Source organism: Desulfovibrio sp. (genome assembly GCF_018379785.1).
GTDB lineage: Bacteria > Desulfobacterota > Desulfovibrionia > Desulfovibrionales > Desulfovibrionaceae > Desulfovibrio.
Map to the genome: position 1 here is coordinate 1 of NZ_JAGZUV010000031.1, position 25,575 is coordinate 25,575.

At 62.5% G+C, this 25,575-nt stretch carries 24 protein-coding genes; 4 read left to right on the forward strand and 20 right to left on the reverse strand.

Annotated features, from left to right (window positions below; all coding sequences use genetic code 11):
• Nucleotides 1-148: 148 nt before the first annotated feature.
• The 8 genes from KH208_RS08205 to KH208_RS08240 all read right to left on the reverse strand — a co-directional run bounded on the left by KH208_RS08205 (nucleotide 149) and on the right by KH208_RS08240 (nucleotide 8,086).
• Nucleotides 149-1,222 carry a bacteriohemerythrin gene (locus tag KH208_RS08205; RefSeq protein WP_291435386.1) on the reverse strand — a complete coding sequence of 358 codons (1,074 nt, stop codon included), beginning with the start codon at nucleotides 1,220-1,222 and terminating at the stop codon, nucleotides 149-151.
• A 103-nt stretch (nucleotides 1,223-1,325) separates the two neighbouring features.
• Nucleotides 1,326-2,630: an HD domain-containing phosphohydrolase gene (locus KH208_RS08210; protein WP_291435388.1), complete on the reverse strand. Its 1,305-nt coding sequence runs from the start codon at nucleotides 2,628-2,630 to the stop codon at nucleotides 1,326-1,328.
• Nucleotides 2,631-2,847: 217 nt separating this feature from the next.
• Nucleotides 2,848-4,002 carry a cysteine desulfurase NifS gene (gene nifS, locus KH208_RS08215; protein WP_291435390.1) on the reverse strand — a complete coding sequence of 385 codons (1,155 nt, stop codon included), beginning with the start codon at nucleotides 4,000-4,002 and terminating at the stop codon, nucleotides 2,848-2,850.
• Nucleotides 4,003-4,005: 3 nt separating this feature from the next.
• Nucleotides 4,006-4,842 carry a Fe-S cluster assembly protein NifU gene (gene nifU, locus KH208_RS08220; protein WP_291435392.1) on the reverse strand — a complete coding sequence of 279 codons (837 nt, stop codon included), beginning with the start codon at nucleotides 4,840-4,842 and terminating at the stop codon, nucleotides 4,006-4,008.
• Nucleotides 4,829-5,269, reverse strand: coding sequence for an Rrf2 family transcriptional regulator (locus KH208_RS08225; RefSeq protein WP_009302354.1), 441 nt, complete (start codon nucleotides 5,267-5,269; stop codon nucleotides 4,829-4,831). The genes nifU and KH208_RS08225 overlap by 14 nt, the downstream gene beginning before the upstream one ends.
• A gap of 35 nt (nucleotides 5,270-5,304) precedes the next feature.
• Complete coding sequence (metA, locus tag KH208_RS08230; protein ID WP_291435396.1) at nucleotides 5,305-6,246, reverse strand: homoserine O-succinyltransferase; 942 nt, start codon at nucleotides 6,244-6,246, stop codon at nucleotides 5,305-5,307.
• Nucleotides 6,247-6,596: 350 nt separating this feature from the next.
• Nucleotides 6,597-7,316 carry an ATP-binding protein gene (locus KH208_RS08235; protein WP_291435398.1) on the reverse strand — a complete coding sequence of 240 codons (720 nt, stop codon included), beginning with the start codon at nucleotides 7,314-7,316 and terminating at the stop codon, nucleotides 6,597-6,599.
• Between the two features lie 104 nt (nucleotides 7,317-7,420).
• Nucleotides 7,421-8,086, reverse strand: a complete 666-nt coding sequence (locus tag KH208_RS08240) for an HAD family hydrolase (RefSeq protein ID WP_291435400.1) — start codon at nucleotides 8,084-8,086, stop codon at nucleotides 7,421-7,423.
• A 501-nt stretch (nucleotides 8,087-8,587) separates the two neighbouring features.
• Here KH208_RS08240 and KH208_RS08245 point away from each other — a divergent pair.
• From KH208_RS08245 to KH208_RS08255, 3 genes are all read left to right on the forward strand, one after another.
• Nucleotides 8,588-9,481, forward strand: a complete 894-nt coding sequence (locus KH208_RS08245) for an ornithine carbamoyltransferase (RefSeq protein WP_291435402.1) — start codon at nucleotides 8,588-8,590, stop codon at nucleotides 9,479-9,481.
• Nucleotides 9,482-9,728: 247 nt separating this feature from the next.
• Complete coding sequence (locus tag KH208_RS08250) at nucleotides 9,729-10,583, forward strand: threonine/serine exporter family protein (protein WP_291435404.1); 855 nt, start codon at nucleotides 9,729-9,731, stop codon at nucleotides 10,581-10,583.
• Nucleotides 10,580-11,107, forward strand: a complete 528-nt coding sequence (locus KH208_RS08255) for a threonine/serine exporter family protein (protein WP_062252272.1) — start codon at nucleotides 10,580-10,582, stop codon at nucleotides 11,105-11,107. Before KH208_RS08250 ends, KH208_RS08255 begins: the two co-directional genes overlap by 4 nt.
• Before the next feature lie 149 nt (nucleotides 11,108-11,256).
• Here KH208_RS08255 and KH208_RS08260 read toward each other — a convergent pair whose 3' ends face one another.
• The 8 genes from KH208_RS08260 to rpsU form a co-directional block, all read right to left on the reverse strand.
• Complete coding sequence (locus KH208_RS08260; protein ID WP_291435406.1) at nucleotides 11,257-11,811, reverse strand: serine/threonine protein kinase; 555 nt, start codon at nucleotides 11,809-11,811, stop codon at nucleotides 11,257-11,259.
• Nucleotides 11,811-12,569 carry a 7-cyano-7-deazaguanine synthase QueC gene (gene queC / locus KH208_RS08265; RefSeq protein ID WP_291435408.1) on the reverse strand — a complete coding sequence of 253 codons (759 nt, stop codon included), beginning with the start codon at nucleotides 12,567-12,569 and terminating at the stop codon, nucleotides 11,811-11,813. The genes KH208_RS08260 and queC overlap by 1 nt, the downstream gene beginning before the upstream one ends.
• A complete protein-coding gene (locus tag KH208_RS08270; RefSeq protein WP_291435410.1) occupies nucleotides 12,566-13,279 on the reverse strand; it encodes a thermonuclease family protein in 714 nt (237 codons plus the stop codon). Before KH208_RS08270 ends, queC begins: the two co-directional genes overlap by 4 nt.
• A gap of 270 nt (nucleotides 13,280-13,549) precedes the next feature.
• The gene (gene rpoD / locus KH208_RS08275; protein ID WP_291435412.1) at nucleotides 13,550-15,319 is read right to left on the reverse strand and encodes an RNA polymerase sigma factor RpoD; all 1,770 of its coding nucleotides are present in this window, start codon (nucleotides 15,317-15,319) and stop codon (nucleotides 13,550-13,552) included.
• Nucleotides 15,312-17,048 carry a DNA primase gene (gene dnaG / locus KH208_RS08280; protein ID WP_291435414.1) on the reverse strand — a complete coding sequence of 579 codons (1,737 nt, stop codon included), beginning with the start codon at nucleotides 17,046-17,048 and terminating at the stop codon, nucleotides 15,312-15,314. Before dnaG ends, rpoD begins: the two co-directional genes overlap by 8 nt.
• Nucleotides 17,049-17,384: 336 nt before the next feature.
• Complete coding sequence (locus KH208_RS08285) at nucleotides 17,385-19,742, reverse strand: Smr/MutS family protein (protein ID WP_291435416.1); 2,358 nt, start codon at nucleotides 19,740-19,742, stop codon at nucleotides 17,385-17,387.
• A 493-nt stretch (nucleotides 19,743-20,235) separates the two neighbouring features.
• Nucleotides 20,236-20,688, reverse strand: a complete 453-nt coding sequence (locus KH208_RS08290; protein WP_291435418.1) for a GatB/YqeY domain-containing protein — start codon at nucleotides 20,686-20,688, stop codon at nucleotides 20,236-20,238.
• Between the two features lie 295 nt (nucleotides 20,689-20,983).
• The gene (gene rpsU, locus KH208_RS08295) at nucleotides 20,984-21,187 is read right to left on the reverse strand and encodes a 30S ribosomal protein S21 (protein WP_009302365.1); all 204 of its coding nucleotides are present in this window, start codon (nucleotides 21,185-21,187) and stop codon (nucleotides 20,984-20,986) included.
• A gap of 258 nt (nucleotides 21,188-21,445) precedes the next feature.
• Here rpsU and KH208_RS08300 point away from each other — a divergent pair, with 258 nt between their 5' ends.
• A complete protein-coding gene (locus KH208_RS08300) occupies nucleotides 21,446-21,694 on the forward strand; it encodes a hypothetical protein (RefSeq protein WP_291435420.1) in 249 nt (82 codons plus the stop codon).
• On the opposite strand, the gene KH208_RS08305 is transcribed toward KH208_RS08300, so the two are convergent.
• From KH208_RS08305 to KH208_RS15535, 4 genes are all read right to left on the reverse strand, one after another.
• A complete protein-coding gene (locus tag KH208_RS08305; RefSeq protein ID WP_291435422.1) occupies nucleotides 21,691-22,035 on the reverse strand; it encodes an HU family DNA-binding protein in 345 nt (114 codons plus the stop codon). The two genes, KH208_RS08300 and KH208_RS08305, sit on opposite strands and share 4 nt — an antisense overlap.
• Before the next feature lie 43 nt (nucleotides 22,036-22,078).
• A complete protein-coding gene (gene rsmA / locus KH208_RS08310; protein WP_291435423.1) occupies nucleotides 22,079-22,903 on the reverse strand; it encodes a 16S rRNA (adenine(1518)-N(6)/adenine(1519)-N(6))-dimethyltransferase RsmA in 825 nt (274 codons plus the stop codon).
• 7 nt (nucleotides 22,904-22,910) lie between these two features.
• Nucleotides 22,911-24,953: an elongation factor G gene (fusA, locus tag KH208_RS08315; RefSeq protein ID WP_291435424.1), complete on the reverse strand. Its 2,043-nt coding sequence runs from the start codon at nucleotides 24,951-24,953 to the stop codon at nucleotides 22,911-22,913.
• Between the two features lie 164 nt (nucleotides 24,954-25,117).
• Nucleotides 25,118-25,423 (reverse strand): VOC family protein, encoded by a 306-nt coding sequence (locus KH208_RS15535; protein WP_367114952.1) that lies wholly within the window; start codon nucleotides 25,421-25,423, stop codon nucleotides 25,118-25,120.
• Nucleotides 25,424-25,575: the final 152 nt, after the last annotated feature.

Below are 25,575 nucleotides of genomic sequence, written 5' to 3' on the forward strand. Positions count from 1 at the left end.
GGGAAATCTCCCTATGAATTTGTGAGAGCAGTATGGGCTATCGAGCCCGAAAGATTCCATATTGATCCAAGCCACTTCACTGTGGGACTAAACACCTAGAGCAATTTCACCGTGAATCTGTTCCAGAATGAATCCGGCACGGCCGGGATCATCCCCGGCCGTCGCCCGACGCTTTGGCAAGATAGGGGGCAAAGGCGACATCCATGCCCTGAATGTGCTCAATGAGCCAGTTTTTCAGAAAGTCCAGCACTTCCGTATCCACATTGGCCTTGCCGTCTGAAACCGCGTCGCGGAATTCCACCACTTTGGCCTTGAACTGTTCGTGCACGCGGATATGTTTCTCCACATCCGGGTAGTCGGAGTGGCTGAAGAAGATTTCCTCGGTATTGAAGTGGGTGAAGGCATAGCCCGCCAGAGCGTCCAGCACTTCCAGCAGGGTCTTTTCATCCCTGCCGTCCCGGATGGCCCGGTGCAGCTTGTTGATGTAGGAAAGCAAAAGCTTGTGTTGCCCGTCAACGGCCGCTACGCCCGTGGACAGGCTGTCGGACCAGGCCACAATGGCGTCGCCGCCGGGCCGGAACACGGACGGCTGTTCCGTCTGCGCCATGTCGGTGAATTTTTCCACCTGCGTCAGACAGGCATTGAGAAAATCCAGATCGCTGTTGAATTTTTTCAGAAATTGCGTGATGAGCGCATCCGCGCCGTGAGCACGGCGTGAGAGCGCTTCCTCGTCGGTCGGGGCCGCGCCGGGACCGGACGTGGCCAGGGAAGGCAGCAAGCGGGATAATTCGCCGGAAAGTATGTGGATGCGCGTGGCGCTTGCCGCCAAATTCTCGCGGATCAACTGCTGACCGGCCTGTATCAGCTTGTATTTTTCGCGCCACTCCTCCAGAGACTGGGCCGCCTCCTCGGCGTCCCGCCGGGCCTGCGCCAACTCGCGCCGCAACTGCTCCGCATGTCCGGCCGCCGCTTCCGCCACAGGGCGCAGCAGGCCGTAGACCGCGTCGCGAGGCAGGGCGGCGGTCTCCTTTAGGCCGCGCAGATCACGCTCCAGAGCCGTGGCCGGGGCGAATACCGTCCGGTAGAGCAGAATCAGGCCGCAGCCGCCCGACAGCAGGGCCAGAACAGGCAACATCCGGTCCAGGGGCGCGGAGGGGGCCAGGGCCGTGGCCGCGCCCGCCAGCAGCCCGCAGGCCAGCAGCAGAAAGAGAGTGGTACGCATCGTTATATCCTGTCTTGCGCATAACAGCTTCCGGAGCATGCTGCGCTTGAGATTGTTCCGTGACAGCCGAACAACCGCGCGGAACGTATTGACATTTTCAATATCAAAAAGCTCGGCGGGCGCAAGGCGCGCCGTCGCGGGCAGGCATTTCGTCCTCGGGACCGTTTTCATCCGGTTTGCGGCAGAGGGCGCGCAGCTGTTGAAAATTTTCAGCGGCTTTGCGCTGTCCGTCAAGGCGGGCCCGATTGATCCGGGCCACGTCGTCGGCCAGCAGGTGCACCACGTCGGCGTCCAGAGCGTTCCGACCGGCCATGTCCCGCATGATCGTCAGGGCATCGCCGATCCGCATGCCTTTGCGATAGGGCCTGTCTTCGGTCAGGGCGGTGAACACGTCGGCCACGGCCATGATCCGCGCGGGCAGGGAGAGTTGACGGCCGCAGAGGCCCAGGGGATAGCCCGAACCGTCGGGCCGCTCGTGGTGCAGGCCGCCCCAGGTCCGGATGCAGGCAAAGCCGGGCACGCTGCCCAGCAGATCCAGGCCGACTCCGGCATGGCGCTGAATGACGGCGAATTCCTCGGGGGTGAGGGCAGCGGGTTTTTCCAGGATTTCCGTGGGCACGGCCAGTTTGCCGATGTCGTGCAGCAGCCCGGCCACAAAAATGGTGGTATATTCCGCAACGTTTGCCAGGCCGCTGCGCTGCAGCAGGGCACGGGCCGTATGGGCCACGCCGCTGGAATGGGTGGCCGTGAACGGACTTTTGGAGTCGATGATCAGGGAAAACAGCCCGCAGACCTTCAGCAATTTCCGTGGCCCCAGGCATTCCGTGGGGGCGATTTCGCCCAGATGCTGGAGCATGGCTTCCGTATGGCAGGCCTGTTCCACAAACTCCCGGTCTTCGGCCAGAACGCGCAGGGCCTCCAGGTAGCGGGGGGCGAACTTGCCGCTCTGGCGGGAGAAATGCTCGGCCACGGCTGCGAAATTCGTTTTTTTCTGCGCGCGCAGGGCAATGTCCAGCCTGTCGGCCAGGTGGATGAGATTGCCCAGACGGGCGTCCCCGCCGTATGATCGGGCCGTGTTCCACGGAGTATGGTGGTGGAGAACCAGGGTGCTGATGGCCTCCGGCAGGCCCGCTGTTTTGCAGAAGGCCCAGCCCGCGCGGGAGTGGGGGCCTTCGTTGATTTCAAAAACCAGATCCCTGGTTTCCGTTTTCAGGGGCACGGTGCCGATATCATGGAGGATGGCCGCGGTCAGCAACCGGCTGCGCCTGCGTCGGCTGCAGCCCAGTTTCTCCGCCATGCGCAGGCTCAGATAGGCCACGCGCGCATGATGCCCGGCCAGAGCCGGCGTCACCATGTCCAGCGCGGTGGAAAAGCCTCTGAGCAAATCAAAAAGACGGATCGTCCGCATAGAGCCTCACGCTGTTGCCCCCACCGGAAGAATATCCTGAAGGGCTGAGCAAAACTAAATCATAGTGGTTCGGGAGGCAAGCGGGTACGCCGTTTTTATGTAATGCACACTTTTTTGTAAGCCATGGCCCGCCGCCGGGCGTTTTCACCGTCTGTCCGGCGGGAGGCATAAGAAAACGCCGGAGGGCATGCCCTCCGGCGTTGTGCCGTATTACGGATCAGTTCTTGAAGGGGGAAATCGCCCGCAAGGTCTCAATGACGCCGGGGAAGTTTTCAATCACGTAATCCACATCCTCTTCCGTGGTGTAGCGGGAGAGGGAGAGACGCACCGAACCGTGGGCGTAGTTGAAGGGCACGCCCATGGCTCTGAGCACATGCGACGGCTCCAGGCTGCCCGAGGTGCAGGCCGAACCGGAGCTGGCGCAGATGCCCAGACGGTCGAGCATCAGCAGGATGGCCTCGCCTTCCACGTTTTTGAAGGCGATATTGCTGGTATTGGGCAGGCGGTTTTCCACATCGCCGTTGACCATGCAGTCGGAGATACGTTCCAGCAGGCCGTTTTCCAGCTTGTCCCGCAGCCGGGCCACATTGACGCGCTCTTCCTGCATGTGGTCGCTGGAGAGTTGGGCCGCCATGCCCAGGCCCACAATGTAGGGCACGTTTTCCGTGCCCGCCCGGCGACCCCGTTCCTGATGGCCGCCGCGCAGAAACGGTCTGAAACGCACGCCCTTGCGCACGTAGAGCACGCCGATGCCCTTGGGCGCGTGGATTTTATGCCCGGACAGGGAGAGCATGTCCACCGGCAGATGCCTGAGGTCGATGGGGGTTTTGCCCACGGCCTGCACCGCGTCGGTGTGGAAGAGCACGCCCCGTTCCTTGGCCATTTCGGCCATGGTCTGGATGGGGTAGATGTTGCCCACTTCATTGTTGGCGAACATGATGGACACCAGAGCCGTGTCGTCGGACAGGGCGGCGGCGTATTCGTCCAGGTCCAGACGGCCCTTGCCGTCCACGCCGAGCAGGGTCACGTGATAGCCCTGGCGCTCCCAGTACTGGACCACATTGAGCACCGCCGGATGCTCCACCCGGGTGGTGATCAGGTGGCGCTTTTCCGGCTGGGTCTGGAGGGCGGACCAGATGGCCGTATTGTCGCTCTCCGAGCCGCAGGAGGTGAAAATGATTTCATCCGGAGCGGCCCCCAGCAGGGCGGCGATGCGTTCGCGGGCCGTGTCCACGGCTTCGCCTATCTGGCCGCCGAAGCTGTGCATGCTGGAAGGGTTGCCGTAGAGTTCGCCCAGATAGGGCAGCATGGCCGCGAGCACTTCCGGGGCCACGGCCGTGGTGGCGTTGTTGTCGAGATAGATGGTCTTCATGGCTTAAGCCTCCTCCACCACGATGTCGGGTTCCACATGCTCGCGCAGCAGACGCTCCACCAGATTGCGGATGGTCACCTCGCTGGAACGGCAGTGCGAGCAGCGCCCGCGCAGGGAGACGGTCACCCGCTTGCCGTCCACATCCACCAGTTCGATGTCGCCGCCGTCGGCCGCGAGCTGGGGCCGGATTTCCTCGTCAATGGTCTTGAGCACCTGCTGCATGCGCTGCACGTTGGTCATGCGCGGCTTGGGCTTGAGCTCGGCCAGCGGCTTCTGCTTGAGCTCGGTGGCGAGAATTTCGGCGATTTCGTCCAGGCATTCGCCACAGGCGCCCCCGGCCTTGGTATAGTTGGTGACTTCCTCCACGGTCTTCAGATTGTTCTCGCGGATGGCGCGGATGATCTGGGCGTCCGTGACGCCGAAGCACTTGCAGACCAGCTTGCCCTCTTCATGGGCGTGGGGCACGGGCGGCTCGCCCTTCCACTGGCGGATGGCCGCCTCAAGGGCCTCCTGGCCCATGACCGAACAGTGCATCTTCTGCTTGGGCAGGCCGCCCAGGGCATTGGCGATGTCCTTGTTGGTCAGCTTGAGCGCGTCGTCCACCTTCATGCCCTTGATCATGTCCGTGAGCACGGAGCTGGAGGCGATGGCGCTGGCGCAGCCGAAAGTTTCAAAACCGGCGTCCTCGATGACGTCCTGGTCATTGATTTTCAGATAGAGCTTGAGCGCGTCGCCGCAGGCCAGGCTGCCCACCTCGCCCATGGCGTTGGCGTCGGCCAGGGGGCCCGCGTTGTGCGGGTGCAGGAAATGATCGTGCACGGCTTCGCTATAATTCCACATAATTGCCTCCTGAAGCGGAATGCTTCTCAGATTCTATGATTTCCCGGAGAGTATGCTGCTGCAAGAATCCGCGAATGTGGCCGTCCAGTTCTTTCCAGAAGCCACGCGTGGAACATTGCTGTTCACGCTGGCAGCACCGCCCCTTGGTCAGGCAGCGCACCGGCGCGATCTCGCCCTCCAGATGCAGAAAAACATCTTCCATATTGATTTCAGACGGATCTTTAGCCAGGGCGTAGCCTCCGCCCGAGCCGCGCACGGCCCGCAGGATGCCCAGAGGCTTCAGGGCCCGGACAATCTGCTCCAGATAGCCCGAGGAGATGTTCTCCTCGCGGGCCACTTGACCCAACTGCAGCAGACTGTCCTTGGGCTGGGCCGCCAGCCGCAGCAAAAAACGTAAACCGTAACGGGTTCTGGTGGAAAAACGCATGCGCACCTCGCTGGCCGGACAGAGGCTCCGGCCGGTTATTCCGCCCGTGTCTCGCGGCTTCTGGAAATGGCCGTGAGGCTGAACGGGGTTTCCTGATATACGTAATAATTGAGCCAGTTGCTGTAAAACAGATGGGCGTGCGCCCGCCAGGTCATCAGCGGCATGGCCGAGGGATTGTCGCCGGGGTAGTAGTGCCTGGGCACCACGGGATCCAGGCCCTTGCCCAGATCCCGCCGGTATTCGGCGTCCAGGGTGCCCCGATCGTATTCCAGATGGCCGGTCATGAAGACCTGGCTGTGGTCCAGGCTCTCGGCCAGGGCCAGCCCGGCCTCGCCGGACTCGGCCAGGACGCGCAGATTGGGCACCTTGAGCACGTCCTCCGCGCGCACTTCGGTATGCCGTGAGTGCGGAGCCAGAAATTCGTCGTCAAAGCCGCGGAACAGACGGCATTCCGGATGCAGAACCTCATGGCAGAAAATGCCCGAGACCTTGGCCGGAAGAATGTACTTGGGCAGTCCGTAGAAATGGTACAGAGCCGCCTGGGCCGCCCAGCAGAGATAAAGCGTGGAGTAGACGTGCCCCTGAGCGTAGCTCATGATTTCCAGCAATTCCTGCCAGTAGTCCACATCCTCGAAAGGCAGATGTTCCACGGGCGCGCCGGTGACGATCATGCCGTCGAAGCTGCGGTGGCGGATCTCCGCGAAGGTCTTGTAAAAACGCTCCAGATGGCGCAGGGGCGTATTCTTGGATTCGTGCGCCGCCGTACGCAACAAGGTGATGTTGACCTGAATGGGCGAATTGCCCAGCAGGCGCAGCAACTGCGTTTCCGTGGCGATTTTGGTGGGCATCAGGTTGACGATGACGATCTCCAGCGGCCGGATGTCCTGCTGGCTGGCGCGGTCCTCGGTCATAACAAAGATGTTTTCGTCTTCCAGAGCGGCGCGGGCCGGGAGATCAGCGGGAATCTTGATGGGCATGTCCACAATCCTTTACAAGACCTTGCGCAAAGGCAAAGTGTGCTTATCTTCAAAGCTATGACGGCAGTGCATCACGCCGTGCTTAAAACATAGTTGTTTGCTAGGTTTTGTCAAGACGTAACAAAAAATTTTCATCTGCGCCGCGAAGCGGCGTGGATTCCGGCAAAACGACCGGAGGCAGCCCGAAGGGCTGTCCTCGTTGGCGACAACGGAACCATACGGGGATCGGCAGCAGCGATAACCACGTTTTTGCCGGGATGACCCCTTTGAAACGCGGAGCGTTTCAAAGGTAATCTGCTCTCGTTCCCGGCTTTGGCCTGGTTTGTGGCCAAAGCCGGGTTTTGCTTGGTTCAGCTCAGCCGCGCCACATGGATTTCCAGGGGCAGATCACATGCCGCCGCCTCCAGGGCCTGTCCGGCCAGACGCTCCAGCCCGCCGCAGCAGGGCACGCTCATGCGCAGCACCGTGAGCCCGGCAATGCGCCCGGTGCGCAGGATGGCCGTCAGTTTTTCCAGCAGGACCGTATTGTCTTCCAGTTTGGGACAGGCGATGAGCGGCACGCGGCCCGCCAGCCAGTCCTTGTGCAGGTTGGGCAGGGCGAAGCCCGCGCAATGGGCGGCCAGCAGCAGATGCGCGCCGTCCAGAAAGGGGGCCTGCGGCGGCACCAGCCGCAACTGGATGGGCCAGGTGGGCAACTCCACACGCAGAACTTCAGGGGCGGCCGGAACGGCGGCGTTCCCGCTCAAGGGGCGCAGCACACGCGCCGCGCTGCCGGGACAGCCGCCCGCCGGAGGCGTCATCGGCGCGGGCCGGTCCGGGCTGTTCGGGGTCTCCCTCTGAGCCTTGGCCGCCAGGGCCGCCGCCTCGTCAAAGTCCGGGGCTTCGCGCGTGGTCAGGGTCAGCGCGCCCTGCGGACAGTTCAGGCAGGCTCCCAAACCGTCACAGAATACTTCACTGATCAGGCGGGCCTTGCCGTCAATGACGGCCAGCGCGCCTTCGGCGCAATCCAGCACGCACTGGCCGCAACCGTTGCATTTCTCCTCGTCGATCTCAATAATAGGCCGTTTCATAGTCTTCCTTCGCCAAGCGAGAGCCCGGCGCGGCGGCAAAGCCGCCGGAACGAGCCGGAAAACATGTTTTCCGGCTCAGTGATCTTAACACGTAAAACGAAGTTTTAAGTGTTACGTGGTACTAGTTCCGGCAATTGCGCCGGTGCGTCCACCAGATGTCGCGCGCCCGCGGCGCGCACTTCCTCCAGGCCGCGAAAGCCCCAGGCCACACCTACGGAAATCATATCCGCATTGCGCGCCGTGAGCATGTCCACGTCGCTGTCGCCCACATAAAAGCACTGCCCGGCTTCCAGACCCAGCGCGGCCAACATGGCCCGGGGCCCGGCGGGGTCGGGCTTGAGCGGCGTGCCGGATCGGCCGCCGCGTACTTCGGCAAAGGGAATTTGCGGGAAATAGTGGCTGATCAGAGTTCGGGTGAAGTCGTCGGGCTTGTTGGACAGCACGGCCAAGGTCAGGCCGCGCCGGGCCAGTTCCGCCAAGGCTTCGGGCATGCCGTCATAGGGATGGGTGCGCTCGCGCATATGCCGTCCGTACCAGGCGCGGGCCTCGTCCACCAGGGTGGTGAGCGCCTCGGGCGTGAGAGCCTGCAGCGCCGCCGGGGGCAGGGCGCTGCGTACCAGACGGCCGAAGCCGTTGCCCACCATCCGGCGGTAGGCCGCCAAGGGATGCGCGGGATAGCCGTGGGCGGCCAGAACAGCATTGCAGGCCCGACCTATGTCTTCAAGCGTGTCCAGCAGGGTGCCGTCCAGATCAAAAATAAAAGCCTTCATATCCGCTCCATTCTGCTGAACAAACGTTGACTCGCGGAGATTGCGCCACTCTCGGCGGGCCCGCCGTCAGCGAGTTTGGCCGCCAGTATAGCCGAAAAACGCCGTAAGCCCAAGTGTCGCGTCCGATGGCGGATCGGTTGGGCAACATGGCGCGTCTGGGGCGTCGTTGCCACGGCTCATGGACCAGAAGAATTCCGTTCCCGCGCCAAAACCGCGCTTTTCCATACGACACCTGACGATCTCCACTCCCCAACCTGCCTGAATCGTGCTGTTTCCCGCTGCAGGGCAGACGTATCTAATTCGGGAACTATTTGAAATTATTAATATATAATAAACTATATTTGTTGTTCGTATCAAATAATTTCAAATAGTTAGCTGCTACGTGCGTCTGCCCTGTTTCCCGCTGTTCGGCTTCTGGACAGGGCCGGGCTGCCTTTGCTACAGTCAAATTGTATGCGGCCGTGGCATATTGCCCGTGCCAGCCCCTCACGGGAGGAAATAATGCCAAGACATGTACTGACCATAAAGGATCTGGGAGAGAAGGCCTGCTGGCTGCTGGTGCAGCAGGCCATAGGCACCCCGGATGCCAAGGCGCGCACCGACTTCATGACCGAGCGGGTGGCCGTGTTGATTTTTGCCCAGCAATCCCTGTCCGAACGCCTCTGCGTGACGGCGGCCGTGCGCCAGATGGGCGGCTTTACAGTGTATGAAGGCGAGCAGGGCGCGTGGCGCATGGAGCTCAATGACTATCAGGAACATTTAATGCCGATTTTCGGCTATTATCTGGATTGCCTGTACACCTACGGCCTGCCGGTGAACACTTGGGACATGCGGACCGCCAATGTGAATTTTCCGGTCATCAATGCGGGCAGCCCGGACGCGCATCCGGCCCACGCCCTGGCCGACATCGCCTGCATGCTGCGCGCTTCCCGCTACCTGCAGGGCGTCACGGCCTCCTGGCTGGGGTGCGCCAACGGCACGCTCCATTCCCTTATTGCGGCCACGGCCTTTTTCCCCTTTGCTTTGCGCGTGGCCCTGCCTCCGCACCTGGATCCGGCCCCGCTCAAGGCTGTGGTGGACAAGCTGCAAACCCCGGTGACATTTGTGGAAACCCCGGAGGAAGCGGTGAGGGACGCCAATTTTGTCTTTGCCGGTTGCCGGGGCGGCATGAGCGCCCAGGATGTCGGCTCCTGGCGGCTCGACGCCGCGCTGATGAGCAAGGCCAATCCCGACGCGCGCCTGCTGCTCAGCGCTTCGCCCGTGGAAGCCATTCCCGTGGACCAGAAGGTTCTTTCCAGTCCGGCTTCCTGGCTAGTGCGCCAGGCCGAATACCGCCTGCGTGTGCATAAGCGGATTCTGCACTGGGTGTTTCTGGATAACGAGAGCCCGGCCTAAATGAGGGCTGAGCCTAGAGCAATTCACGATTGAAATGAATGAATGACTCTGGTGGCCGCGTGGGCGGACACCCGCGCGCAAGCGCAAGGAAAAACCGCGTTTTTTCCGCAGCACGCGGGCGGAGCACTGTTTGAACTGTGTAATGTTTCATGCGCGAAATGCTCTGTTGCCTGCGAATCCTTGTCACGAAATACGAGACGGCGGCCTTTGCTCGCCGTCAAAATGAATCTGCTGATATAGACACGATATGTCCAATTCTTCACAACAAAGCGCGGCCACGGCCGCGCTTTCCCGTGCCCCGCACAAAAGTTCCGGCAGCCTCGGTCAGGCCGCGCAGGCCCCCGGCGCATGGGAGGTCAACGACTTCCTGCGCGTCTTCTGCGCGGCCCTGCTGGCCGTGGGCGCACAGACCGCGCGCGTGGACCGCAATGCCGTGCGCATTGCCGGGGCCTTTGGTTTTGCGGTGGATCTGGCGGTCTTTCCCAAACATCTGATGCTCTCCGTCACCTCGGCGGACGGGCGGGACCGCCGTACTTCGGTGGGCTCCATCAAGGCCGGTGCGCCGGACTTCCAGAAGGTGGCGGGTCTCAACGCTCTGGGCTGGCGCATTGTGGACGAGCGTCTGAGTCTGGAGGAAGCGCGGCAAAGTCTCGACGCCATCCTGAGCGGGCCGCGCTATCATCCGGCTTTGGTGCGCATTCTGGTGGCCTGCGCCAATGCCGCCTTCTGCCGTTTGTTTGAAGGCGACGCCACGGCCATGGGCCTGGTCTTCATCGCCACCCTGGCGGGTTTTTATCTGCGCCAGCTTCTGGTGCGCTGGCGCGTGGACGGCAAGATCGTCTTCTTTCTCTGCGCCTTCGCCGCCTCCCTGCTGGCCGCGCCGGGCGTGCTGTTCCATTGGGGCACGACGCCGCAGACCGCTCTGGCGGCCAGCGTGCTGTTTTTGATCCCGGGCATTCCCCTGATCAACGCCATGCTGGACATCATGGATGGGCATGCGCTGATGGGCTTTGCCCGGGCCGTGCAGGCCAGTATTCTGATTGCCTGCATCGCTCTGGGGCTGGCCCTGACCATGGCCCTGCTGGGGGTGAGTTCGTTGTGACCCCTCTGCTGACAATGCTGGCGGACGGCTTTTTCGCGGCCGTGGCGGCCATGGGGTTCGCCGTCATTTCCAACCCGCCCAAGAAGGTCGTGCTTGTGGCCGGAGCACTGGCCGCCGTGGGGCATATGGGCCGTTTCGCGCTGATGCGGGAAGGCGTGGGCATCGCCAGCGCCTCACTCTGCGCGGCCCTGCTGATCTCGCTGTGCAGCATGCCGTGTACCCGGCGCTGGCACATTCCGGCGGAGATGTTCGCCTTTCCCGCGCTCCTGCCCATGATTCCGGGCATGTTCGCCTATAAGGCCATCCTGGCCACCATGCAGTTTCTGGGCACAGCGGACATGCCCCTGCGCCAGGAACTGTTGGTAAGCATCGTCTACAACAGCCTGACCACCTTCTTCATCATGTGCGCCCTGGTTATCGGGGCCGTGCTGCCGCTCTTTCTGTTTCACCGGGAATCGCCCCTGGTCCGGGGCCTGCGGGGAATCCGCCGTTACGGAAAGCCGAACCGGCGTGCTGGGGATTGAGGGGAAACGGCAGGGGGATAAAAACGGATCGGCCTTGAAACACCATGTGTTCCAAGGCCGCATGCAGCCGTAAGATGCCTCGACTACTCCAACACCACGTTCCCTTGCCGGCGTCGGCAAACAACACTCCGGAGTGTTGATCACAGCCCCTAATCGGGCAGGATCTCATACTCTTCCAGCTTATCCCACACGGCGCTGATCACCAGTGCCATGGCAGCGGCCAGACGGGCCTGGGCGCGGGCATCCGCGGCCGGTTCGGCCGCAACGCCGGGCGCTGCCCCTTCGGCCAGGCGGCGGCAGAAGAGCTCCGGGCAACCGGCCTGCTCGCCGTACCCCAGCAGAGCCATATAGGCGGCAAAAGGGCCGTCCACAAAGTCGGCCTGAGCGAGAGTTCCCGCTGTTGCGGCATTGTTGCTTTCGGCGGGCGCGTCCGTTTCAGCCGCGCGCAGCAGATTGCCGGTTTCCCGCAGATAACCCGCCAGAACGCTGTTGGGTGCGTGCTGCATGAGTCCGGCCGTGACCACTGCATGGACAAAAGCCAGCCATTCGGCGCGGAGCCGGGCCTGTTCCGGCCCGTGCGCATACGCGGAAGGCAGCCCGGCATTTTCAGCCAAGCGCAGGATGTCGGCGGTTTTGCTGTTGAGCTGAAAGAGGATGCAGGCCGCTTCAATGCCTTGGGCCGCGCTGAGTTGCTTTTTGGACATCAGACCTCCGTGCGGCCCCGTTCTCCGTTTTTTCGCGCTTCCCGGTAGGCCGCGTAACCGGAGGCCCGCAGGCGGCAGGCAGGGCAGACCCCGCAGCCGTAGCCCCAGTCATAACGCCGGCCGCGCTCGCCCGCGTAACAGGTGTGGCTTTCTTCCAGAATCAGGTCCACCAGAGCCGTCCCCCCCAGAGACTCGGCCAACTCCCAGGCTCCGCGCTTGCTCAGCCACATCAGCGGCGTGTGCAGGACGAAGCGGCTGTCCATACCGCAATTGAGCGCCACCTGCATGGCCTTGATGCTGTCGTCGCGGCAATCGGGATAACCGGAAGAATCGCTCTGGCAGACGCCCAGGATCAGATGGCGGATATTCTTGGCATAGGCCCAGACAGCGGCGTGCAGGATGAACAGCAGATTGCGGCCCGGCACGAACGTGGTGGGCAGGCCGCCCGGACCGTCGGCGGCGATGGGGGCCTCGGAGGTCAGGGCCGTGTCGGCCAGCTGGCGGAAAATATCCACATTCAACAGGGTATCCGGTCCCAGACGGGAGGCCCAGAGCGGATCAAGATCCGCCAGAGCCGCACGCAGACGCTGACGGCAGGCCAGTTCCACGTTGTGCCGCTGGCCGTAGTCAAAGCCTAGGGTCTGGACACGCTCAAAGCGGCTCAGAGCCCAGGCCAGGCAGGTGGCGGAATCCTGACCGCCGGAAAAGATGACCAGGGCCTGTTCCTGTTGCAGGGGAGAGGGGGAAACGGTGCTCATGGCTGGGTGGGCCAGAATTGGCAGACCCTGGCCGGGGCGTAACCCGCCAGAAAGGCGTCCATCAGGGTGCCGAAATAGACCCGGTTGCGGGGTTTGATGTGCTGGGCCTCCGGGCAGTCCGCCGGAAAAAAGCGCAGGGAATTGCGGTTGCCCGTGTAGTTCTGGTGCGCCAGGGGCAGGGAGAGCAGATGGGCCCAGAGGCCGCGCCGCGCATTGATGGCCTGTTCCTGCAGGCCGCGCAGGCGCTCCTGCAACTGCGGGCTCTGATCCTGATGCGGATAGTAAAAGGCCGCGCCCCGTTCGAGCATCAGATCGCTCAGGGACCGGCCGTCCTCCAGCCGCACGTCGGCTACGATGCGGCCGTGGCGGTCTTTGCTTTTGACTCCGGCGGCGAACAGACGGACTTTCTGACCTTTGGCCAGGGCGTCCAGTTCCTGCCGGGCTTCGCGGGCGTAAAACTGGGGCTTCCTGTTGTCCCGCCCCAGCTCCGGCGTGTCGATGCCCGCCAGACGTACCACGCGCCGGTCCGTAAGTTTGAGAGTGTCACCGTCGAAGCAGCGGGCCACCACGCCTTCCGGCTGGGGCAGGGCGTCTTCCTCCGCCCGCGCCGCCGACGGCAGAAGCAGGCAGCAGAGCAAGAGAAGCAGAACGGCTTTCCCCGCATGGCGGGGCCATTTGTTGTTGCTGAAATTCGCTGTACTCGCAGCCATTTTACTTTCCTGTGCCGTCTTAGCAAATAAATGGCATTTGAGAAATTTTTGCCGCTGGCACGGCAGGCAAGCGGCCCGACGCGGGCGCTAGCCGTTGCCGAGTTCACGAGGCTTACGGATGGCGACAGCAACTAGTCACACATAGTTGCAGTAACCAGTTGCTGTCTTTGTCCGTAGCTTCCTTTGCCGCAACGGCCAAAGCAGTTGTCTGCGTAACCAAGCCGGGCCGCGCCGCCTAACACAGCCAACGGCAAAAAGAATCAAATGCCATCAGTTTTCGTAGTAGGAGCGCAAAGGCTGACTCCGCACCGGATGCCGCAGCTTGCGCAAAGCCTTGGCCTCGATCTGGCGGATGCGTTCGCGCGTCACGTTGAAGAGCTTGCCCACTTCCTCAAGGGTGTGGTCGCTCTTTTCCGCAATACCGAAACGCTTGCGCAGCACCTGCTCCTCGCGCGGGGTCAGATCCGCCAGCACGGCGGCCAGCTGCTCGGAGAGCTTGGTGTTGATGACTTCCTCGGCCGGGGCCACGGCCTTCTTGTCCTCAATGAAATCGCCCAGGCTGGAATCTTCCTCGTCGCCGATGGGCGTCTCCAGAGAGATGGGTTCCTTGGCGATCTTGAGCACTTTCTTGACTTTTTCCACCGGATATTCCATGCGCTCTGCGATTTCCTCGGGCGTGGGGTCGCGTCCCAGTTCCTGCACCAGATAGCGCGAGGTGCGGATCAGCTTGTTGATGGTTTCGATCATGTGCACCGGAATGCGGATGGTCCGGGCCTGGTCCGCGATGGCCCGGGTGATGGCCTGGCGGATCCACCAGGTGGCGTAGGTGGAAAACTTGTAGCCGCGCTGGTACTCGAATTTGTCCACGGCCTTCATCAGGCCGATGTTGCCCTCCTGGATCAGATCCAGGAACTGCAGGCCGCGATTGGTGTATTTTTTGGCAATGGAGACCACCAGGCGCAGGTTGGAGCGGATCAGCTCCTGCTTGGCGCGCATGGCCGCGGTATTGCCGCGCTTGATGCGCCAGAGCACTTCTTCCAGGTCGCCCACATTGTGGCAGCATTTTTCCTGAAGACGCTTGAGAATTTCAATCTTGCCGATGATCATTTCCTTGAAGGAAAAGAGCTCGTCCACGCTGAGCTTGAGGTCGCGCGCCGCCTCCGCGGGATTGACCTCTCGCTTTTCCAGGCCGTCGAACATGGTCTGGATTTCCACCTGGGTGCGGCCCGTGGAGAGGATGTAGGCCGAAAGATCGCGCTGGCAGTTGTGCATCTGGCGCACATAGTCCTCCACCGTCTCGATGATCCGGTCGATGAGGGTCTTTTCCAGCTTGATGTCGCGCAGGCGGGTGACGATCTCTTCCTTGAAGCTGATGATTTCCTTCTGGGTGGCCGTGACCCGGCGTTCCAGGGTGCAACAGTCGTCCAGCTTCTTGTAGATCTTGCGTTTTTTCTTGAAGACCTGCTTGATTTCGTCCAGGAGCAGAATGACCCGTGAGCGCTGGTTCATTTCGTCTTCGCTGGGGTCGTCTTCTTCAATGGTTTTGACCACATCCTTGAGCTTGATGCGGTTCTGGCGCAGATCCTCGCCCACGTTGATGAGTTCTTCCACGGCCACGGGCACTTCCACCAAGGCGTAGAGCACGTCCTGTTCGCCCATTTCGATTTTTTTGGCAATGACCACTTCGCCGTCGCGGTCCAGCAGAGGCACGGCGCCCATTTCGCGCAGATACATGCGCACGGGATCGGTGCTGCGGGAAGAGTAGTCGGCTGATTCCTCGTCTTCGGCCAGGTCCAGCGTGCCTTCACTCACGTCGTCGTCGGTTTCGGCGGCGGTGGCGGAAATTTTTTTGCCGTCCTTTTCGGAATCCACAATGACGATTTCCAGCTGTTCGAAAATGCCTATGATCTCTTCGAACTGCTCGGGCGTGCTCATTTCCACGGGCAGAGCCTTGTTGACCTCTTCAAAGGTCAGAAAGCCCGTGCCTTTGCCCTTGGCGATAAGAGATTGTATTTGCTGGATATCTTTAAGATTACTCATGCCCTTTCTCCAAGGTTTCCTGCAGTGCGCGAAGATAATCCAAATCAGCCGCAAAGTCACCTGTGCCGGTATTCTCGCGTAAGGCTGCGGAAACAGACGATTTTTGCGCCGAGGCGTAATAGGCGTCCAGATCGCGGCGCAGGAATTCCAGTTCCTTGTCGCCGTTGTCGCGGGGCGCGGCTTCAGCCCCCCGGCAGAGGGTCCAGAAGTTTTTTTCGCGTTGGTCCAGATGATAGGGGCATTCTTCCCCCAGTTCCTCAATCTTGTCCCAGAGCCGTCGGGCAATGGCCGACTGGAGGGTCAGATCCGCGCCGAGAGCGCGCAGGTCGTCGAGCCGTTCGGGATAGCGCACCGCGTACATCATAATCTGGCGGTCGCGCATGTTCTGCCGGGCGAGGCTGGGTTTGGCCGTTTGCGCCGGAGCGCTCCCCCGGCCGTCCTGTTTCTGGCTGTGCCAGGCGGCCAGGCCCTGGCGCAGTTCGTTTTCCGAAAGCTGCAAATGCCCGGCCAGCCGCGAGACATACGGGCTGACCAGTTCGGGCAATTCCACCTGGCGCAGGAAGTTGCGCGCCCATTCCACGGTTTCGCGCGGAGCCAGGGCCTTGAGCACGTCCACGCAGAAGCGCAGCCCGTCCGGCGCCCTGGCCTGCAACTCCTCAAAAGCCTCGGGCCCGGCGGTGCGCAGCAGGCTGTCGATGTCCTCGCCTTCGGGCATCAGCACCACGTTGCAGGCCAGTCCGCGCGTGAGCAGCATTTCGCAGGAGCGCAGGGCGGCCTTGCGCCCGGCCCGGTCTCCGTCGAAGAGCAGCACCATTTGGGAGGCGAAGCCCGAAAGCCGCTTGATCTGCTCCGGCGTCAGCGCGGTGCCCAGCACGCCCACGGCGTTGTCGTAGCCGAACTGGTGCAGGGTGAGCACGTCCATATAGCCTTCGGTGAGTAGGGCGCGCCCCTTGGTGGTGATGCCGCGCCGTGCCTGGGCCAGGCCGTAGAGATGCTCGCCCTTTTTATAGATGGGCGTGTCCGAGCTGTTGATGTACTTGGCCTCGTCCTCTCCGGCGATGATCCGTCCGCCGAAGGCGATGATCTGGTTGGAAAGGCTCTTGATGGGAAAGATCAGCCGCCCCCGGAAGCGGTCGTAGGCCCGGCCGTTGCCGGACTGGCCCAGCAGGCCCGCCTCCACGGCCAGGCGGGCGTCAAAGCCCGCGCGGCGCAGGGCGTCGGCCAGGGACTGCCATTCGCGCCGGGCCCAACCCAGGCCGAAACGCTGCACGATGTCCCCGCTCAGGCCGCGCTTTTCGATATACCCGCGGCATTCGGCGGCTTCCGGGCTTTGCAGGGCCGCGCTGAAATGCCCGGCGGCCAGCTCATACATGCGCAGCATCTGCTGGCGGCCCGAGCGGCGCTCCCGCTCCTCGCCCTGGTTGCGGGCATTGCTCCGGCCGCGCTCAATGGTGATCCCGGCCTCGGCGGCCAGCTGCTCCAGGCTTTCCTTGAAATCCAGGCCGTTGATCCGGCCGTAGAAATCAAAAATATCCCCGGAGGCGTGGCAGCCGAAGCAGTAAAACATGCCCTGTTCCTCATTGACGGAAAAGGAGGGTTTGGTTTCCTGGTGGAAGGGGCAGGGAGCCACCCAGCGCGGGCCGTTGCGTTTGAGCTCCACAAAGCGGCGCACGATGTCCACGATGTTCAGGCGCTCCTTGATGGCGCGGATGGCGTCTTTGGATTGCATGCAGCCCTGTGCTCCGGTCTTGCGTTGTGGGGGAAAGCCGTCAACGCAGCAATGAAAAACGGAAAAGGCAGCCACGTGGGCGCGTTGCCGAGTACTGCCGCTTACACACTGGGAATTTTTGGCTTTCCGGCAAGGAAAACGCGTTACTTGTGACGGAAGAGCGCTCTTCCCGTAGCATGCCCGACCGGAGCAAAAACGTGTCTGCTTCGGCCGCCGGCGGCGTTGCCGTCTTGTCTCAACTGCAACGCGGCCTGCGGAGAAGGACGGCGGCGCTACGGATAAAGGCAGCCTCGATGACGCGGTCGGCAGTCAGAAAAGTTTATGTAACGTCAGTGGTTAACGAAATGTAACGATAGTCATGCCGTCCCCGCCCCTGTCTTCCGGGGCCAGTACGAACTGGTCCACAGCCGGAAAGCCGCGCAGAAATTCGTGAACTTCACGGCGCAACGCGCCCGTGCCGCGTCCGTGCACGATTTCCACCTCGGAAAAACCGGCCAGCAGGGCCTTGTCCAGAAAACGCTCCACTTCGGCCAGGGCCTGATCCGCGCGCATGCCGCGCAAATCCAGGCTCAGGGAAGCGCTTTCGTCTGTCCCGCGCTTCACCGCGCCGCGCGGCGCGGCCTGGGGAGCCTGGCCGCCGCTCTCGCGCAGATCCTTCATCTCGGCCCAGAGATTCACGCCGTTCATGTCCAGGCGCACTCGGCCCCGGCGTTCGTCCACGTCCGTGATCACGCCGCGCTTGTTGAACACACTGTGCAGCACGCTCTGGCCAGGCGTGAAATGCTGCGGTTTGGGCAGCACGGACTGCGTCTCCGGCTCCACAGCCGGAGCCAGGGAGGCGCGCAGGCGGGACATTTCCTTCAGGGCCTGCTTGGACGTGGCCCGTCCTTCCTTCCAGGCCCGCATCAGTTCGGCGGCCTTGCCGCGCACTTCCTCGTGCAGACGGGACCGTTCCTTTTCCAGGCGATCGCGGCTTTGCTGCACGGCATGGCGGGCTTTTTCCTGCTCCGCCCGCAAGACGAGCAGTTCTTCCTCGCGCCGGGCGGCCAGATCGTTGAGCCGCCCCAGCAGGGCCGTGGCGTCCTGGCCGTCCTGGAGCAAATAGTGTTCGGCCCGGCGCACAATGGTTTCGGGCAGGCCGTGCTCCCGCGCCACATCCAGAGCCCGGCTGGCCCCTACCTGGTCGTAGGCCAGCTTGAACAGCGGTTTTTTGGTGGCCGGATCAAACAACATGGACGCCGCCCTGGCTCCCTCGCGGGTCAGGGCGTAGGACTTGAGCGCCGGGAAATGCGTGGCTGCCAGTACAAAGGTATGTTTGTCCAGCAATTCGTCAAGGACCGCCTGAGCCAATGCCGCGCCCTGGGCCGGGTCCGTGCCCGCGCCGAATTCGTCCAGCAGCACGAGACCGTGCCGGTCCAGATGCTTCCAGGCCTTGGCCAGATGGTCGATCTGGGCCGTGAAGGTGGAAACATTGTCGTCCAGGCTCTGCTCGTCGCCGATAAAGGCGTCCATGCGGTTGAACCAGGGCAGATGCGACCCCTTGCCCGCGGGCACGGGCAGGCCGCTGAGGGTCATGGCCACCACGAGCCCCAGGGTTTTCAGACAGACTGTTTTGCCGCCCGCATTGCCGCCGGTGATAACCAGGGCCCGTTCGCCGGGGCGCAGCAGAATGTCCAGGGGCCGGACCGGCGCGGCGGCGGTCTTGTCCGCGCCCGTGTTGTTGCTCCGGGCCAGAGCCAGCAGGGGATGGCGGGCCTCCAGCAGACTGATGCCTTCCTCCACCGGCGAGAGGCTGATGCAGCGGCCGTCATACAGATCGGCCAGGCGGCGCATGGCCTGCAACACGTCCAGCCGGGCCAGCAGGTCCAGTGCGGCCCAGGCGCCGGGCAGTTCGGCGGCCAGCAGGTCGCGCAGATAGGCCAGTACCTTCTGCTCCTCCTCGCGCTCCTCATGCTTGAGTTCCTGGAGGCGGTTGTTGATCTCCACCAGAAACATGGGCTCGAAATAGCAGGTTTCGCCGGTCTGGGACCAGTCGTGGATGATGCCCTGCATACGGCCCTTGAAATTGGCCTTGAGCGGCAGCACATAGCGGTCCGAGGACAGGGTCATGAACTCGTCCTGCAGATAGGGCAGCATATTGTACTGCAGGGCGAAATCCTTGACCTTGCGCATGCAGCTCTGGTGCAGGCGGCGCAGTTCGCCGCGCAGACGATAGAGTTCCGGCGAGCTTTCGTCCCTGATCAGGCCGTCGTCGGAAATACAGCGGCTCAACGCCGCCGTGAGCTGCACGGGCATGGGCGCGGCCTGGGCCAGCTCCAGCAGATGCGGCCAGTGGCGCGGGGCCTCGGGCGTATTGATGGCGGCCTGCGCGCTCTGGGCCAGGCGCAGCACTTCGCGCAGAGCCCAGAAGGCGTCGGCGTCGGGCCGGGACTGGGGGCGCTCGGCGGCGTGCAGCAGGCCGCCGACATCGGGAAAGGCGGCCAGGCTGAAGCCCTTGCCGCCGTCGCCCACGGGGCGGGCGGCCCAGGTGGCGGCTTCCTCATAGAGGCGTGCGGCCAGGGTCACGGCCTCGGAGTCCGGCAGGGGAGCAAGGGCCAAGGCGCGTTCGCGGCCCACGCCCGAGCAGCAGAGCCCGGCCAGGTATTCCGTGATTTTGCCGAATTCGAGGGAATTGAGAGTGCGGGTATGAATCATGATTTCTTTGTGCCATAAGGGTTGCGCCAGCACTAGAGCATTTCAACTTTGAAATGCTCTAACGCCGAACACGTGAGGCGCGCCGCGAAGACCGGCCCGACGGGCGGCCCGTAGGGCCGTGCCTGTAGTCCAAAGGGCGTACAGGCATCGAGAGCAACGCGGCGTGGATTCCGGCGAAGCGACCGAAGGCAGCCCAAAGGGCTGTCCCCGTTGGCGACAACGGAACCATACGGGGAGCAGTAGCAACGATAACCACATTTTTCGCCGGAATGCCGACTTTGAAATTTTACAAATTTCAAAGTTAATCCGCTCTAGAAACACCCCTAAGGGGAATTGAAAAATAAAAGAGCTACGGCAAAACGCTTCCCTGAAAACATGGACTTTGTTCTTTGACAGGGAAGACGCCGCTTGCGGACCGAGGGTAGCACTTTCCCGTGCAACCCCGGCCTGCAAACGACATTCTGACGCAGTCCGGAGGACAAAAGGCGCGTTTTCAGCTGAGCCGTTTTTTGACCGCCTCGGACAGCGCCTTGCCGTCCACCCGGCCCTTGTATGCACCCATGACGGCAGAAATCACCCGGCCCATATCCTTGGGCGTGGCGGCCTGAAGCTCGGTGACGGTGGTCTCGATAATCTCCGTCAGTTCCTCGGGGCTGAGGGCCTTGGGCAGGTATTCCTGCAGAATTCGCAGTTCGGCGGCTTCCTTTTCGGCCAGATCGGCGCGCTTGGCGGCGGTGTACTGCTCGATGGAATCCTGGCGCTGCTTGCCTTCCTTGATGATGACGTCCAGCATTTCCTCGTCGGAAAGGCTGCCGCCGGGCCGCCGGAGGTCCACCAGCTTGTTTTTGACCGCGGTTTTCAGGAGCCGCAGCACGGTAAGACGCACGGCGTCCTTGGCCTTGTAGGCCTGGATGTATTCTTTCTCGATCTGTTCAGATAGGCTCATGGCGGTGCCGGGGGTAAGAGTGGAAAAGAAGCGGAAACTGCGGGAAATCCCCAAGGGATTTCCCGCAGTGTCTGTCCGAATGCGTGATGGCCTCAGGACAGCGGAACCACACCGCGCAATGCGCGGCATGGCGCGCTGTGGGATGGGCTAGGGGCTGTTTCTAAATTGTCCTTTCGCCCTCTCTGCCAGCGTCAGACTCGCCCCGTGCGAAGGTCGAATATGTTTGAATATACTCCCTCCGCTCAAGACTCGCCTTCCTTGGCGGAGAACGAAAATCCTAATTTAGAAACAGCTCCTAGGCCATGTTCATTTTTCTGATTTTTTTCATCAACCGCTTGCGGGCGGCGGCCTTCTTCTTTTTGCGCATGACGCTCGGTTTTTCGTAGTGCTGGCGCTTCTTCATTTCAGAAAGAATGCCGGCCTTCTCCACCTGCTTCTTGAAACGGCGCAACGCAATGTCGAAGTTGTAATCGTCGTCGTTGAGAAAAACTCCGGGCAAGAATATCACCCCCTCCGGCGGGCAGGCCAAGCTGCAAAAAGCACGGCGCTGCAAAATATGAAGAGTCTGTATAGTGCGGGGCTGAAAAAAAAGCAAGTGCCTAATTTGGAAAATCAGACACGCGAAGCCCGTAGGGTTTTGCGGCGGCGCAGGCGCCGTGAGTCAGCGAAAAAAGGTGGTTTTTCGCTGACGGCCCCGCGAAAATTAAGAGCATGACTATGCTCGAAAGTTTTGCAATCGGAATACCGGAGCGGTTCAATGTTGAAATTGTCGAAACGCCCTGGCGGCTGTGAAACCGTGTTTCCGCCGCGCGTCGGCATGCGTACGGCTCGAGGACTCGCCAGCGGCTGCCCCTTACACAGCGGGCGGGCGGTGCCGGGTTTGAAATGTGTAATATTTCAAACCCGGCATGCTCTAAAATCAGAAAAAGCGCATTTTTCAGTGGACAAGAAAAACACGGCAAGCCCGCATGGGCTTGCCGTGTCGCCGCATGCGGGGAAAAATTAATTCAATGCGTCTTTGAGCATCTTGCCGGGGCGGAACTTGACCATTTTGCAGGCGGGGATGGTCAGGGTGGCGCCGGTGCGCGGATTGCGGCCCTGGCGGGCTTTGCGGCTTTCCACGGCGAAGGTGCCGAAACCGGTGAGGGTCAGTTTGGCTTCCTTGCTCAGCGAGTCTTCCACGGAAGCCAGAAAGGCATTGAGGGCGCGCTCGGCGGCGGCCTTGGTCAGATTGGCCTTGGCGGCGATTTTTTCAACCAGATCAGCTTTAGTCATCAGCATATCCTCCTGAAGATTTGCCAACAGATACCGCGAGCCTGACTCCCCAAGTCCGTGGCGCGAAGCCACCGCGCGCAATACCAGTATGATAGCGGGCTTAACTCAACCTCTTTTAGCGCGGATTGTCAAGATTCAGCGGCAAAAAAGAGGACAGGCGCTGAAAATCATCCGTACTCAGGGCTTCGGGCCGCAGGCTGGGGGCCAGGCCCGCCTGGGCCAGAGCCCTTTCCATCTGCGGCAGACCGGCCCGGCGGAAGATGCCGCCCAGCTGCTTGCGGCGCTGCTGAAAGCATATCCGTAACAGGCGGGCCAGGGCCTTGGGGTGGGCGGGTCGCGCCTCGGGCGGCAGCGGCTCAAAGGAAAGCACAGCCGAATCCACCTTGGGCGGCGGGCTGAACGCGCCGGGCCCGACCACGAATTCCAGACGCGGGCGGACGTAGCTCTGAACCCAGACCGAGAGCGCGCCGTAGTGGCCGTTGCCGGGCGCGGCCGCCAAGCGCTGGCCCACTTCCTTCTGAACCATGAACACGGCTCCCTTCAGCCCTTCCGCGCGCGACACAATATCCCAGATCAGGGGCGAGGCCACATTATAGGGCAGGTTGCCGATGACTTTCCAGGGGCGTTCCGGACTGATGCGCCGCCAGTCGAAGCGCAGGGCGTCGGTCAGTACGGCCTGGGTGCGCGGAGCGGCCTGACGCTGCCGTTCGGCCGCCCAGTGGCGGTCCTTTTCCAACAACAGCAGGCAGGCGTGCGGCGCGGCTTCCAGCGCCCTGGTCAGCGCGCCGGGGCCGGGGCCGATTTCCAGCACGCGGTCTTCGGCCTGGGGCAGCAGCAGGGCTGCGATGCGGTCGCAGATTTCCTCCCGGCGCAAAAAATGCTGGCCCAGGCTTTTCTTGGCGCGGGGAGCCTGATTTCTGTTTTCCGGCGATGCGGGCATGGCGGCCTCAGGGCAGATCAAAACGGTCAAAGGCCAGCATCAATCCGGCCCGTCCCTGAGTGGCCGAGCGCAAGGAGGTGGAGAAGCCGAACAGACGGCGCAGCGGGGCCGTGCCGCGCAGCAGTTTGCGTCCGGCATGGTCCTCCAGGTCTTCCACTTTGCCTCCGGCGGCAGTGAACAGGCTGATGGCCGGGCCCAGAAAATCCTCGGGCACGTTGATTTCCACCCGCATGACGGGCTCCAGGGCCACGGGCGCGGCTTTGGACAGTGCCTCGCGCAGGGCCTGTCCGGCGGCCATGTGGCAGCCCGGTACGGTGGTCAGGCCTTCGCGCCGCTCCACATTGGTCAGGGTTACGGCCACGTCCACCAGCGGCCAGCCGGTCAGCTCGCCGCTTTGCAGGCCGTCGCGCACGCCGTCCAGGGCGGCCTGAAGCAGGGCCGGAGGCAGAATCTTGCGGGCCTCCTGCGGATCCGCGGGCAGAAAATCGCCCACCGTCACCTGATTGCCCGTATGGCGGGACAGGGGGGCGACACGCAGGGCCACCGCGCCCTGGTGATGTTCCTTGCCCAGTTCCTTGTCGAAGACGGCTTCGGCCTCGGCTTCCTTGCGCACGGTTTCGCGCAGCACCACCTGCGGCTGTCCGGCGCGCGGGCTGATGCCGTATTCGCGGCGCATGCGCTCCAGCAGCACGTCCAGATGCAGTTCGCCCATGCCGGAAACCATGCGTGTGCCGGAATCATCGTCCAGGCTGACCTGGAGGGTGGGGTCCTCCTCCACATAGCGGGCCAGGGCCTCATCCAGGGTTTTGCCCTCGTCGGCGTTGCGCGGCTCCAGCGCCAGAGTGAGCACCGGCGCGTAGGCTTCAATGGATTCCAGTACGAGTTCGCGGCCCCGCGCGGCGTAGGTTTCGCCGGTATGGGCCGTGCGCAGGCCCACCACCGCCGCGATTTCCCCGGCCGAGGCCGATTCGAGCTGTTCGCGCCGGTCGGCATGCAGGTGGAAGATACGCCCCACGCGGTCGTCGCTCTTCCGCGTCACATTGCGCAACGAGTCGCCTTCCCTGATTTGCCCGGCATAGAGACGCAGAAAGGAAAGTTTACGCCCGTTTTCCATAAGCACCTTGAAGACCAGGGCCACGGGCGGCGCGTCCGGGTCCGGCTCCACGGCTTCTTCGCGGCCTTCCGCATCTCGGCCCACAGGCGCGGGTACGTCCAAGGGCGAGGGCAGATAGTCGCAAACCGCGTCCAGCACGGGCTGAATACCCACGTTGCGCAGAGCCGAGCCGCAGAGCACGGGCGTCAGGGCGCGGGAAAGCGTGGCGCGGCGCAGGGCTGCGCGGACATCCTCCGGGCTGAAGGAGCCTTCCATCCAGAGCTCCAGAAATCTGTCGTCGGCCTCGGCCAGTTTTTCCAGCAGGGTTTCGCGCCAGGGCGCGGCCAGCGTGGCCTCGCGCGGGCTGAACGGCACGCGCAGCACGGTGCGGCCCTGGTCCGCCGGATCGAAGGTCAGGGTTTCGCCGCTGATCAGATCCAGCACCCCGGCAAAGGATTCGCCCTGGCCCAGGGGGGCGGTGACGGCCACGGCATTGGTCTGGAGGCGGCGGCGTATGGCCTCCAGCGCGGCTTCGAAATCCGCGCCCAGGCGGTCCATCTTGTTCACGAAAGCGATCTTGGGCACCGCGAAATGCTCGGACTGCCGCCAGACCGTCTCGGACTGCGGCTCCACCCCGCCCACGGCGCAGAACACGCCCACGGCCCCGTCCAGCACGCGCAGGGAACGCTCCACCTCAATGGTGAAATCCACATGCCCGGGCGTGTCGATGAGATTGATCATCTTCTCCCGCCACTGGCAGGAGGTGCAGGCCGAGGTGATGGTGATGCCGCGTTCCTGCTCCTCGGGCATATAGTCCATGGTGGCCGCGCCGTCGTGGACTTCGCCCATGCGGTGAATTTTGCGGCTGTAGAACAGCATGCGCTCGGAAAGAGTGGTCTTGCCCGCGTCGATATGGGCGATAATACCGATATTACGGATGTCGCTGATTGGGGGCATGGCTGGCTCCGGCTGGGTGGCGTTGCTTCAGTGGTACGGTTTTTTCAGGTTCACGGCAAGGGCGGGCGAAACCCCAGAGGCATTCCGCTCTCCTGCCGCAGGCAGGGTGATTTTGTATTTGGAGCAGGTTAACTACGGCTGGGGTATTCCGAGCCCCGCGGGCCCTAATCCGCGTCTTCAATCCGCAGCATGCCGTGCGCATCAAATTCCCAGTCCGGGCCATAGGCAACCTCCCAGTAATAGCCGTCCGGATCCCGGAAGTAACCGCTGTAGCCGCCCCAGAAAACGTCCCGTGGCTGTTTGGCGATCACGCCGCCGTGCTGTTGGACCATTTTCATGAAGGCGTCGACTTCCTCTCTGGATTTCACATTGCAGGCCAGGGTAATGCCGCCGAAGCCGCCCTGTGAAAGCGGCGGCGGATTTTCGGCGTCTATGTCCCGGGCAAGTTCCTCAAGAGGATAGAGTTCCAGTTTGCTGCCCTGGTTGTCGAAAAAACAACGACCGGTTGGTCCGCTTTTTCATAGGTCTTGAAGCCGATATTTTTGTAAAAGGCCAAAGATTTTTTTATGTCCCGCACGCCGAGACATATCAGATTGATCCTGTTCACAGCACATCCTCGCTT

Excerpts from the sequence above, each read along its gene's own strand:
- KH208_RS08205 (WP_291435386.1), bottom strand. The coding sequence starts at position 1,222 with ATGCGTACCACTCTCTTTCTGCTGCTGGCCTGCGGGCTGCTGGCGGGC.
- KH208_RS08210 (WP_291435388.1), bottom strand. The coding sequence starts at position 2,630 with ATGCGGACGATCCGTCTTTTTGATTTGCTCAGAGGCTTTTCCACCGCG.
- nifS (WP_291435390.1), bottom strand. The coding sequence starts at position 4,002 with ATGAAGACCATCTATCTCGACAACAACGCCACCACGGCCGTGGCCCCG.
- nifU (WP_291435392.1), bottom strand. The coding sequence starts at position 4,842 with ATGTGGAATTATAGCGAAGCCGTGCACGATCATTTCCTGCACCCGCAC.
- KH208_RS08225 (WP_009302354.1), bottom strand. The coding sequence starts at position 5,269 with ATGCGTTTTTCCACCAGAACCCGTTACGGTTTACGTTTTTTGCTGCGG.
- metA (WP_291435396.1), bottom strand. The coding sequence starts at position 6,246 with ATGCCCATCAAGATTCCCGCTGATCTCCCGGCCCGCGCCGCTCTGGAA.
- KH208_RS08235 (WP_291435398.1), bottom strand. The coding sequence starts at position 7,316 with ATGAAACGGCCTATTATTGAGATCGACGAGGAGAAATGCAACGGTTGC.
- KH208_RS08240 (WP_291435400.1), bottom strand. The coding sequence starts at position 8,086 with ATGAAGGCTTTTATTTTTGATCTGGACGGCACCCTGCTGGACACGCTT.
- KH208_RS08245 (WP_291435402.1), top strand. The coding sequence starts at position 8,588 with ATGCCAAGACATGTACTGACCATAAAGGATCTGGGAGAGAAGGCCTGC.
- KH208_RS08250 (WP_291435404.1), top strand. The coding sequence starts at position 9,729 with ATGTCCAATTCTTCACAACAAAGCGCGGCCACGGCCGCGCTTTCCCGT.
- KH208_RS08260 (WP_291435406.1), bottom strand. The coding sequence starts at position 11,811 with ATGTCCAAAAAGCAACTCAGCGCGGCCCAAGGCATTGAAGCGGCCTGC.
- queC (WP_291435408.1), bottom strand. The coding sequence starts at position 12,569 with ATGAGCACCGTTTCCCCCTCTCCCCTGCAACAGGAACAGGCCCTGGTC.
- KH208_RS08270 (WP_291435410.1), bottom strand. The coding sequence starts at position 13,279 with ATGGCTGCGAGTACAGCGAATTTCAGCAACAACAAATGGCCCCGCCAT.
- rpoD (WP_291435412.1), bottom strand. The coding sequence starts at position 15,319 with ATGAGTAATCTTAAAGATATCCAGCAAATACAATCTCTTATCGCCAAG.
- dnaG (WP_291435414.1), bottom strand. The coding sequence starts at position 17,048 with ATGCAATCCAAAGACGCCATCCGCGCCATCAAGGAGCGCCTGAACATC.
- KH208_RS08285 (WP_291435416.1), bottom strand. The coding sequence starts at position 19,742 with ATGATTCATACCCGCACTCTCAATTCCCTCGAATTCGGCAAAATCACG.
- KH208_RS08290 (WP_291435418.1), bottom strand. The coding sequence starts at position 20,688 with ATGAGCCTATCTGAACAGATCGAGAAAGAATACATCCAGGCCTACAAG.
- KH208_RS08300 (WP_291435420.1), top strand. The coding sequence starts at position 21,446 with ATGTTGAAATTGTCGAAACGCCCTGGCGGCTGTGAAACCGTGTTTCCG.
- rsmA (WP_291435423.1), bottom strand. The coding sequence starts at position 22,903 with ATGCCCGCATCGCCGGAAAACAGAAATCAGGCTCCCCGCGCCAAGAAA.
- fusA (WP_291435424.1), bottom strand. The coding sequence starts at position 24,953 with ATGCCCCCAATCAGCGACATCCGTAATATCGGTATTATCGCCCATATC.